Origin of the sequence: Erwinia sp. B116, assembly GCF_002865965.1 — a bacterium.
Lineage (GTDB): Bacteria > Pseudomonadota > Gammaproteobacteria > Enterobacterales > Enterobacteriaceae > Erwinia.
Genome location: NZ_JRZZ01000056.1, coordinates 6,479 through 16,915 on the forward strand (window position 1 = coordinate 6,479; position 10,437 = coordinate 16,915).

The 10,437-nt window shown below is 60.4% G+C and carries 8 protein-coding genes and 1 pseudogene; 6 read left to right on the forward strand and 3 right to left on the reverse strand.

What is annotated here, in order from left to right:
* The first annotated feature begins 74 nt into the window (after positions 1 to 74).
* Positions 75 to 746 (forward strand): SDR family oxidoreductase, encoded by a 672-nt coding sequence (locus tag NV64_RS21295; protein WP_101506722.1) that lies wholly within the window; start codon positions 75 to 77, stop codon positions 744 to 746.
* 114 nt (positions 747 to 860) lie between these two features.
* Here the strand turns inward: NV64_RS21295 and NV64_RS21300 are convergent, their stop codons facing one another.
* Positions 861 to 2,216 (reverse strand): 2-hydroxycarboxylate transporter family protein, encoded by a 1,356-nt coding sequence (locus NV64_RS21300; protein WP_056240178.1) that lies wholly within the window; start codon positions 2,214 to 2,216, stop codon positions 861 to 863.
* Between the two features lie 322 nt (positions 2,217 to 2,538).
* Here NV64_RS21300 and NV64_RS21305 point away from each other — a divergent pair, with 322 nt between their 5' ends.
* From NV64_RS21305 to NV64_RS21325, 5 genes are all read left to right on the forward strand, one after another.
* Positions 2,539 to 4,155: a sensor histidine kinase gene (locus tag NV64_RS21305; RefSeq protein WP_101506723.1), complete on the forward strand. Its 1,617-nt coding sequence runs from the start codon at positions 2,539 to 2,541 to the stop codon at positions 4,153 to 4,155.
* A complete protein-coding gene (locus tag NV64_RS21310) occupies positions 4,148 to 4,843 on the forward strand; it encodes a response regulator (protein WP_056240183.1) in 696 nt (231 codons plus the stop codon). Before NV64_RS21305 ends, NV64_RS21310 begins: the two co-directional genes overlap by 8 nt.
* Before the next feature lie 164 nt (positions 4,844 to 5,007).
* The gene (locus NV64_RS21315; RefSeq protein WP_056240186.1) at positions 5,008 to 6,069 is read left to right on the forward strand and encodes an alpha/beta fold hydrolase; all 1,062 of its coding nucleotides are present in this window, start codon (positions 5,008 to 5,010) and stop codon (positions 6,067 to 6,069) included.
* 97 nt (positions 6,070 to 6,166) lie between these two features.
* The gene (locus NV64_RS21320) at positions 6,167 to 7,747 is read left to right on the forward strand and encodes a methyl-accepting chemotaxis protein (RefSeq protein WP_101506724.1); all 1,581 of its coding nucleotides are present in this window, start codon (positions 6,167 to 6,169) and stop codon (positions 7,745 to 7,747) included.
* A 189-nt stretch (positions 7,748 to 7,936) separates the two neighbouring features.
* Positions 7,937 to 8,974, forward strand: a complete 1,038-nt coding sequence (locus tag NV64_RS21325) for a sensor domain-containing diguanylate cyclase (protein ID WP_101506725.1) — start codon at positions 7,937 to 7,939, stop codon at positions 8,972 to 8,974.
* 38 nt (positions 8,975 to 9,012) lie between these two features.
* Here the strand turns inward: NV64_RS21325 and xylR are convergent, their stop codons facing one another.
* Both xylR and NV64_RS21335 read right to left on the reverse strand, forming a co-directional pair.
* Positions 9,013 to 10,191 carry a D-xylose utilization transcriptional activator XylR gene (gene xylR / locus NV64_RS21330; protein ID WP_056240556.1) on the reverse strand — a complete coding sequence of 393 codons (1,179 nt, stop codon included), beginning with the start codon at positions 10,189 to 10,191 and terminating at the stop codon, positions 9,013 to 9,015.
* A gap of 91 nt (positions 10,192 to 10,282) precedes the next feature.
* Positions 10,283 to 10,437: pseudogene (locus NV64_RS21335) on the reverse strand (sugar ABC transporter permease); the annotation flags it as partial.

Genomic DNA, 10,437 nt, shown 5'->3' on the forward strand with positions numbered 1-10,437 from the left:
TTACCGTCTACGGGCTGCGCCCGTTTCTTTGCTAACCTCGTTTATCTACTCAACGGCGACGAAAAGGAACGGCAATGACCACACCACAGGCTTTGATTATCGGCGCATCGCGCGGCATTGGCTTAGGGCTGGCGACCACGCTGGCGGAACGCGGCTGGCAGGTGACGGCCACCACCCGCGGTGCAACGCCGCACACCGACGCGAATATTGCGTGGCTGACGCTGGATATTAACCGGCAGCAGCAGCGTGACGAGCTGGCCGAGGCGCTGGCCGGCCGGCAGTTTGACACCATTTTTATCAACGCCGGCGTGTTTGGCCCGGCGGCGCAGGATCTGACGCAGACCAGTGACGACGAGCTGGCGGCGCTGTTCCTGAGTAACGCCATCTCGCCGGTGCGCTGCGCCACCCAACTGCTGCCGCTGGTAAAAGAGCAGAGCGGAATTATGGCGCTGATGTCCTCCGACCTCGCCAGCCTCAACGAGAACCCGCACGCCACCTATCCGCTCTACTCCGCCAGCAAGGCGGCGCTGAATATGCTGGCGCGCGGGCTGCTGCCGGAAGCACAGTCACAGGGCAAAACCCTGCTGTGCGTGCATCCGGGCTGGGTGCAGACCGATATGGGCGGTGCGGAGGCAACGCTGACCATCGCACAGAGCGTTAACGGCATCGCCGACCGGCTGCAGGAGTGGCAGGGCAAAGGCGGCCACCACTATATCGACTGGGAAGGCAGCGAACGCCGCTGGTAACGCCCGTTGCCGGATAAAAAAAATCCCCGCCGTGGCGGGGATAAAGCTCGGACAGTTCAACGTAGCAAAGGTACACAGATTTCAGGCTTCGACTTCAAACGTCATACTTCGACATCACGCAAAAAACTTCGCCAGCACCAGCAGCGATAGCGACACGTTGATCGCACCGCCGATGCGGGTGGCGATCTGCGCAAACGGCATCAGCGACATACGGTTACCGGCGGTCAGAATAGCAACGTCGCCGGTGCCGCCCTGCCCGCTCTGGCAGCAGGAGACAATCGCTACGTCGATCGGGTGCATGCCGATCTTTTTACCGACGAAGAAGCCGGTCACCACCAGCGCGCTGACGGTGGTGACGATCACCAGCAGGTTCTGCAGGGTAAAGGCGTCGACCAGCTCCTGCCACGGCGTAATCGCCACGCCGACCGCAAACAGGATCGGATAGGTCACCGCGGTTCGGAAGAATTTATAGACCATCTGCGATCCCTGCTGAATACGCGGCGACACGCCGTGTGCCAGCTTGACCGCGACCGCCGCAAACAGCATTCCCACCGGTGCCGGCAGGCCGATCAGCCGGTGCAGCAGCATACCGACCATATACAGCAGGATCGCCAGCAGCGCGCCGCAGGCCAGGGTGGTGACCTCCATTTTGCCGCTGAATTTCTCCGTTGCCGACGCCTCGCCGTCCGCCTGGCCGCCGGGCATCAGGCTGCCTTCGCCGGTCAGGTGCGGGTAGCGTTTACCCAGCTGGTTCAGCAGCCCGGCAATCACGATCGCCGTCAGGCTGCCCAGCATTACGATCGGCAGGATGCGCCCCAGCGCCACGCCCTGCTCGATATGCAGGATCGCCGCATAGCCCATCGACAGCGGGATCGCCCCTTCACCGACGCCGCCGGCCATGATCGGCAGGATCAGGAAGAAGAAGATCTGGAACGGCTCCAGCCCCAGCGCCAGACCGACCGCCATCCCCGCCAGCATGCCGACAATCTCACCGCACAGCATCGGCACGAAAATACGCAGGAAGCCCTGAATCAGCACCTGACGGTTCATGCTCATAATGCTGCCGACGATAATGCAGCAGATATAGAGGTAGAGAATATTGGTGCTTTTGTAGAACTGGGTGGTGGACTGCACCACCACGTCCGGCAGCAGGCCGTAGTGCACCAGCGCGGAAGGGATAAAGGTGGCGCAGATCGCCGCCGCGCCCATCTTGCCCACCAGCGGCAGGCGTTTGCCGAACTCACCGCAGGCGAAGCCAAAGAAGGCCAGCGTGGCGACCATCACCACGATATCAGACGGCATTTTACCGGCCAGGCAGTCGAGCAGGATCAGAAAACCGGCCAGCAGAAACAGCGGCAGCGGTACGATGCCGACCTTGTAATTATCCATAACCCGCCACCATTTTTCCCGCAGCGGGATATCGGCGGTTTTCTCTCTGGCGACGAGATAAGAATCATCAGTTGTGCTCATAGTCTGGCCTCTTATTAAGTTTCACCGACATCATAGTGAAAGGCCTTATTAACCTGCTGTGATTCTGTTCAAATTTAAAACGGGTTTTTAATGGTGCTTATGGTTTCTATGGTGTTAATTGACATTATGTAAAACAGCGCGTGGAGTTAATGGTGTTAAGGTTATTTAGCGGGATAATCTTATCGACTCTGCTGCATTTAAGCGTTATCGCAATTCAGCTTAAACGCGTGTCAGCGATCACAAGTTGATCGGGCGCAATCTTGTCTGATTCCCTGCACATGGTAGGGTAATGGCTGACTCTTGTGAGCGGTAAATTCCGGCCATGCGCCTAAAACTCTCTTTTCAGATTAAGCTGTTCCTGTGCCTGGTTGCCTTCTCCTGCCTGCTGCTGGCGGCGATTGCCGGCTACAGCTGGTATCAGCTCGACGCCCAGCTGCACCGCGACCTCGGGGCCAGGGCGCAGGTGCAGGCGCGGGAGATTGCGCTGATCCCCCCGCTGGTGGCGGCGGTGCAGGCCGACGATCCGCGGCAGGTTGCCGCATTAATGAAACCCTTTCGCGCCAGCAGCGACGCCAGCTATATCGTGGTCGGCGACAGCCAGGGCCGCCACCTTTATCACTCTGAAGATGCCGGCCGTATTGGCCAGCCGATGGTCGGCGGCGATAACAGCGAGGTGCTGGCCGGAAAAACCATTATTACCGTGCGTAAAGGTGGCATTGGCGTTTCGCTGCGCAGTAAAGCGCCAGTACGGGATAACAATGGCCGGGTTATCGGCATTGTTTCCGTCGGCTATTTAAAGTCGCATATTGATAATTTAACCACCCGCACGCTGCTGCAAATTTCCGCCGCGATTATTCTGCTGTTTATCGCGCTGTTTATTTTCTCCTGGCTGCTGTCTAAAAATCTTAAGCGGCAGATGTTCTCGCTGGAGCCGAAAGAGATTGCCCTGCTGGTGCGCCAGCAAAGCGCGCTGCTGGAAGCGATCTACGAAGGGGTGATCGCCATCGATGCCAGCGGGCGCATTATTACGCTCAACCGGGCGGCGCGCGAGCTGCTGGATTTACGCCAGAGCGCCGACGCGGCGATCGGTAAACCGGTCAGCGAAGTACTGAGCAGCCAGCCCGACTTTTTCAGCAGCGGGCAGCAGCAGGATACCCACGACGAGGTGTGCCGGTTTGGATCGCTGCGGGTGATTGCCAGCCGGGTGCGCATTATGCAGCAGCAGGAGCTGCTGGGCTGGGTGGTGACCTTCCGCAGCGAAAACGATATCAACACCCTGAGCAGCCAGCTCAGCCAGGTGCAACGCTACGCCGACAGCCTGCGGGTGATGCGCCACGAACAGCTGAACTGGACCGCCGCGCTGGCAGGCCTGCTGCAGATGCAGCGCTATGACGAAGCGCGACGCTACGTCGAGGCCCAGTCGGCAGGCGCGCAGGAGATCCTCGACTTTATCTCCACGCGGTTTGTTCCCCCGGCGCTGTGCGGCCTGCTGCTGGGAAAATACGCCAGCGCGCGCGAAAAAGGCATTGAACTGCGCTTCGATCCCGCCTGCCAGCTAAGCACGCTGCCGGACGGGCTGAATGAGAGCGAGCTGATGTCGGTGGTCGGCAACCTGCTGGATAACGCCGTCGAGGCCACGCTGCGCGGCCCGCAGCTCCGGCCAGTTGCGCTCTATCTCAGCGACGCCAGCGGCGAACTGGTGATCGAAGTGGCGGACCAGGGCGGCGGCATCGCCGGACACATTCGTGATACGCTGTTCGAGCCGGGGATCACCACCAAAGCCGACGCCCGCGATCACGGCATCGGCCTGCAGCTGGTGGCGCGTTACGTCACCCAGGCGCACGGCAGCATCGAAGTGACGGACAACGATCCGCACGGCACCATTTTCTCGCTGTTTATTCCCAACACCCGACCCTCCCGAGCACCCGACTATGTCTGAAGCCCTCGACGTTTTGATCGTAGAAGATGAACCGCTGCTGGCCCGCCTGCACGCCGAGTTTATCGAACAACATTTCAACCTGCGGGTGGTGGCCACGGCCGCCACGCTGGCCGAGGCAAAACGGCTGGCCACGCTGCATCAGCCGCGGCTGATCCTGCTGGACAACTTCCTGCCGGATGGTCAGGGCATTGAGCTGATGGAGAGCGCGGCGGTCAAAGCCGCCAGCTGCTCGGTGGTGTTTATCACCGCCGCCAGCGATATGCACACCTGCAGCCAGGCGATACGCAACGGCGCCTTCGACTATATTATTAAGCCGCTGTCGTACAAAAGGCTGCGTAACTCGCTGGAGCGCTTTATGCAGTTTGTGCAGACTCAGCACAGCTACCGGGTGATCGACCAGCACAGCGTCGACGCGCTCTACAACCTGCAGTCCAAACAGTTTGCCGCTGAACCGGCGGCAAAAGGCATTGAGGCCAACACCCTCGCGCTGGTACAGCAGCTGTTTGAACAGCAGCCGGACGTTGCCCACACCGTAGAGGAGGTGGTGGAACAGGCCGGCATCAGCAAAACCACCGCCCGGCGCTATCTGGAGTACTGCGTGGCCAGCGATTGGGTCCAGGTGGAGATGCTCTACGGCAATATCGGCCATCCGCGGCGCCTGTATCGAAAGAAAACTAAAGTGAAATAACGTTTCTGCTTACCTAAAAGCAACCGGCTGGAGATCCTGGCGCGCTAAGGACAACCGACAGCAGATTATATTTTTTTAGACGATTTTATTGCCGGGTTCATTGGGGATAATAGTGATTAACCTTATTATCGCCGTCCCGGCACTCCCCGTAACCCGAGTGGTTTATGTCTGTGAAAATTTACTCTGCTGCTATTTTTGCCCTGCTGACGCTGGCGCCCGTTGCTGCACCGCTGGCCGCGCCGTTAACACCCAGTGAGGGAAACTGGACCGCCGCTGAATTTCAGTTTAACAGCGGTGAAAAAATGAAAGGCCTGCGCATTCATTACACCACGCTGGGCTCACCTGATAAACCAGCGGTATTATTACTTCACGGAACCAATCAGCCAATTAAAGCCCTGCTGGCCGACAACTTCGGCGGGCGGTTATTTGGCCCTGGCCAGCCGCTGGACAGTAATAAATATTTCATCATTATGCCGGACAGTATCGGCTCCGGTCAGTCGTCGAAGCCTTCCGACGGCCTGCGCATGGCGTTTCCGCAGTTTGACTACGGCGATATGGTCACCGCGCAGTACCGCTTATTAACAGAGGGGCTGGGTATCCGCCACCTGCGGCTGGTGATGGGCTACTCAATGGGCGGCATGCAGACCTGGCTGTGGGGAGAAAAATACCCGACGATGATGGACCAGCTGGTGCCGATGGCCGCTCAGCCTGCCGAACTTTCCGGCCGCAACTGGATGATGCGCCGGCTGCTGATTGAGTCGATTAAAGGCGACCCGGCCTGGCAGCAGGGCAACTATCAACAGCAACCACCGGCCCTGAAATATGCCAGCACAATGTTCAGCGTCGCCACCACCGGCGGCACGCTCGGCTGGCAGCAGAAGGCACCCACCCGCGCCGCTGCCGACCAGCGCGTTGAGGAACGGCTGGCCGCGCCGGTCACCGCCGATGCCAATGACTTTATTTACCTGTGGGGATCGTCGGCAAATTATAATGCGCAGCGCGATCTGTCGCGTATTAAGGCACCGCTGCTGATCGTTAATTCGGCTGACGACGAACGTAATCCGCCGGAAACCGGATCGCTGACCGCCGATCTGAAAAAATTAAAACGTGCTGAGCTGCTGTTAATTCCGACCGGGAAACAAACCAGCGGGCACGGCACCATGATGTCGGCCGCGCTGTATGAAAAAGAATTAAACGCGTTCCTGAAACAGAACGATAAAAAATAATATTACGCGCGCGATGCACCAGCGTTTGCCGATCGCACCGCGCGCGCCTTACGCACACTGTCTGACTACTGACTCAACCAGCAACAGGGAACACCTTATGCTTCGTCGAATAAAAATCCGTACCGCGCTCAGCCTGATGGTTTTTTCACTGACCGCGCTGCTGCTCTGCGTTGGCCTGCTCGGGCTGGTTGCCGTGCAGTCGGGCAACAAATCCTTTGCCCACGTGGATAAAGAAGTGCTGCCGGGGCTGGTGGCGCTGAATGAGAGCTCCGAGCTGCTGCTGCGCGGCCGGCTCGATCTGCGCCTGTATGAATCGCTGATCGGCAAAGGCGACACCGCCACGGCGAAAGTGGCGCTGGAGCGCGCGCGGGGCAAGGTCGAGGGTGCCGCAGCCAAATGGCAGCAGTACCTGACCTTCCCGCAGTCTGAGGCAGAAAAGGTGATTGCCGATGAGATGGCGGCACACCGTGACACGCTGATGACCACCTTTATCACCCCGGCGTTTGCCGCGCTGGAAGCGGGCAACCTTGATGAGTATCGCCAGCGCGCCGGCCAGTCCACCACGCTGTACGCCGCCTTCGATAAGGCCTCTAAAGCGCTGGTCGCCTTTAAGCTGCAGAGCATCGACCTCGCCTGGGAAGAGTCTAACTCGCGGGTGAAAAGCATGCAGCTGACGCTGACCTTCGCCATCGCGGTTGCACTGCTGCTGGCCGGTCTGGCGTGGTGGGTAATGACCCGTCTGGTGGTAAAACCGCTGAATCAGGCGATCGGCGTGTTTGACCGCATCGCCGAAGGCGACCTGCGCGCGCGCATCGACGTCAGCGGCAAAAATGAGATCGCCCGGCTGTTCTCCTCGGTGCAGCGTATGCGCGACGGTCTGGAGAGCATGGTGCTGTCGGTGCGCTACGGCACCAACTCGATCGGCTCCGGCGTGGAAGAGATTGCCTCCGGCAATATCGACCTCTCCAGCCGCACCGAACAGCAGGCGGCGTCGCTGGATGAAACCGCCTCGAGCATGGAACAGATTATGTCGACGGTGAAAAACAACGAAGACAACACCCGTAAGGCCAATGACCTGGCGCAGCAGGCGTCTGACTCGGCGTCACGCGGCGGCGAGGTGGTGGCCGAAGTGATCCAGACCATGCAGGCCATTGAGCAGAGTTCGGCGCGCATCGGTGATATCGTCAGCGTGATTGACGGCATCGCCTTCCAGACCAACCTGCTGGCGCTGAACGCCGCCGTCGAAGCGGCGCGCGCCGGTGAAGCCGGCCGCGGCTTTGCGGTGGTGGCCTCGGAAGTGCGGGTGCTGGCGCAGCGCAGCGCTACGGCGGCCAAAGAGATTGGCACCATGATCGACGCCTCGCTGAGCAATATCGGCAAGGGCGCCGGGCTGGTCAAAACCGCCGGCAATACCATGGATGAGGTGATGGTCGACGTGAAAAAGGTGGTCGACATTATGGATGAGGTGATGCTGGCCTCAGGCGAACAGACCCGCGGCATTTCGCAGATCAATATCGCCATCAACCAGATGGACGGCGTTACCCAGCAGAACGCCTCGCTGGTCTCCGAAGTGGCCACCGCCGCCAGCGCCCTGCAGCAGCAGGTGGTGCATCTGCAGCAGTCGGTGACCCGCTTCCAGACCGAGGATGACGGGCGGCCGGACGAGGTAGCCGCGTAACGGATTATCTTATCTGATTTGAGTTTAGGACAAAAAGTTCTTACGATACCCCCACTGGCGGTACCGCTGCCCGGTAGTAAAAAAGCGGTGGACCGCCCTGAAAATTGACCTTCGGGCAGCCTGGCGGCTGCCGTTTGCGTTTTACGCGTCGTTACCTCAACACCAACATCCGGGGCCAGGAATTACACTATGAGCGATAATTTCATCGAACGCATTTCGACGGCGTTGGGTTCAGAAAAAACGCTGGAAGGCTTTGTGCGCCAGCTGCTTGAAATGCTTGAACTGGTCACCGGGATGGAATCCACCTACCTGACGCGGATTGATGACGATCGAATTGAGCAACACATCCTGTTTGCCCGCAACAGCCAGCAGATGCAGATCCCGGAAGGCTTATCGGTGCCCTGGCAGGACACGCTGTGCAAACGGGCGCTGGACGAAGGCCGCACCTACACCTGTAACGTGCCGGAAGTGTGGGGCGACTCGCAGGCGGCCGGCGCGCTGGGCATCACCACCTACGTCAGCACCCCGGTGACCCTTGCCGACGGCGCGATCTTCGGCACCCTGTGTGCGGCCAGCTCGGAGAGCAAACCGCTGACCCAGCGCGCGAATCAGGTGCTGATGCTGTTCTCCGAGCTGATTGCGCAGCATATCCGCCGCGAACAGCTGCTGCAGGAGTTGAGTGAGGCGAACGACGCGCTGACCGCCGTCAGCTATACCGATGAACTGACCCGCCTGCCCAACCGCCGCGCGGTGTTCCATCGCCTGCCGGGGCTGTTCGCCCGCTGCAGCCTGGAGACCCGCTCGGTGCTGCTGGCGTTTGTCGATCTTGACGGTTTTAAGCAGATTAACGACCGCTACGGCCATGAAACCGGCGATGCCTTCCTGCAGGCGATTGCGCTGCGGCTGCAGAGCTTTGCGGCGGTGGACAGCGTGCTCGGGCGGCTGGGTGGCGATGAGTTTATCGTCGCCTGCCCCGGCCCGCTGCAGCAGAGCGATGCCGCTGAAGCGCTACAGGCGCTGCGTGAACAGCTGACGTCGCTTCTCGCCGGGCGCTATCCGCTGGCGGAGTGCACCATTGACTACGCCGGGGCCAGCCTCGGCATCCTGGCGGTGGACCCGCACCTCACCCCGGACCAGGCGGTGCGCGCAGCCGACGCGGCGATGTATCAGGATAAAGCGCGGCGTAAACAGGCCGCGCACGAGGCCGATCGGCACGCGTGCCTGTAAGTCCTGTAATGGCTGGGCCCGCCCTGTGCCGCTAAGGCCTAAACCAGCACCTCGCCGAAGCGGTCACGGTGCTCCTTCGGCGTGCTGGCATAGCTCTTCTTAAACACCGAATAGAAATACTGCAGCGACGGGTAGCCGCACACCTGTGAAATCTCGTTAATCGACAGCGACGAGGTGACCAGCAGCGTGCGCGCCCGCTCCAGCTTCTCAGTGTGGATCGCCGCGTGGATGGTTTCGCCGGTCTCCTCCTTAAAACGCTTCTCCAGATTGGAGCGCGAAATGCCCACCGCATCCAGCACCTGCTCGACCTTAATGCCTTTACAGGCGTTAAAGCGGATGTAGTGCATCGCCTGAATCACCGACGGATCGCGCAGCGAGCGGTAGTCGCTGGAGCGCCGCTCGATCACCTTCACCGGCGGCACCAGGATGCGCTGCAGCGGTAACGACTGTGGCTCCAGCAGGCGGTGCAGCAGTTTCGCCGCCTGATAGCCCATCTGGCGGGTGCCCTGCGCCACCGACGACAGCGCCACCCGCGACAGGTAGCGGGTCAGCTCCTCGTTATCGATGCCAATCACGCTGAGTTTTTCCGGCACCGGGATCTTCAGATGCTCACAGGCCTGCAGCAGATGGCGGGCGCGGGCGTCGGTCACCGCGATAATCCCGGTTTGCGGCGGCAGCGTCTGCAGCCAGTCGGCCAGCCGGTTCTGCGCGTGTTGCCAGTTCTCCGGCGCGGTCTCCATCCCCTGATAAACCACCCCCTGATAGCGTTCTGAAGCGACGATCTGGCGGAAGGCGTGCTCGCGCTCGGCGGCCCAGCGCTTGTCGCTGCCGGCCGGCAGGCCGTAGAAGGCAAAGCGGTTGATGCCCTTCTCTTTCAGGTGCAGAAAGGCGCTCTCGACCAGCGCGCGGTTGTCGGTAGCGATATAGTGTACCGGCGGATAATCCTCCGCCCGGTGATAGGAGCCGCCGACGCCGACCACCGGCACCGCCACCTGACTGAGCACGCTTTCGATCGCCCGGTCGTCATAGTCGGCGATCACCCCGTCGCCCAGCCACTCGCGAATATTGTCGAGGCGACAGCGAAAATCCTCCTCGATAAAAATATCCCAGTCGCTCTGTGAGGCCTGCAGATACTCCCCCACCCCTTCCACCACCTGACGGTCATAGACCTTGTTGGCATTAAATAACAGCGTGATGCGGTAACGCTTTTCACTCATAACTGCGGCCTCTTCCTTCTGCTGCCCGCACGGGGCTCCTGCATCATCAATAGCACAGCCCGGCGCGTTGTGCATCGCCGGGCAGCGGTGCTCAGGCGCGCCGGCGGGTAACGGCATCCATCCACACCGCCAGCAGCAGGATCCCGCCTTTGACGATGTACTGCCAGAAGGTCGGCACGTCCATCATGCTCATGCCGTTATCCAGCGAGGCCATAATAAACGCCCCCATCACCGCGCCGGCCACCG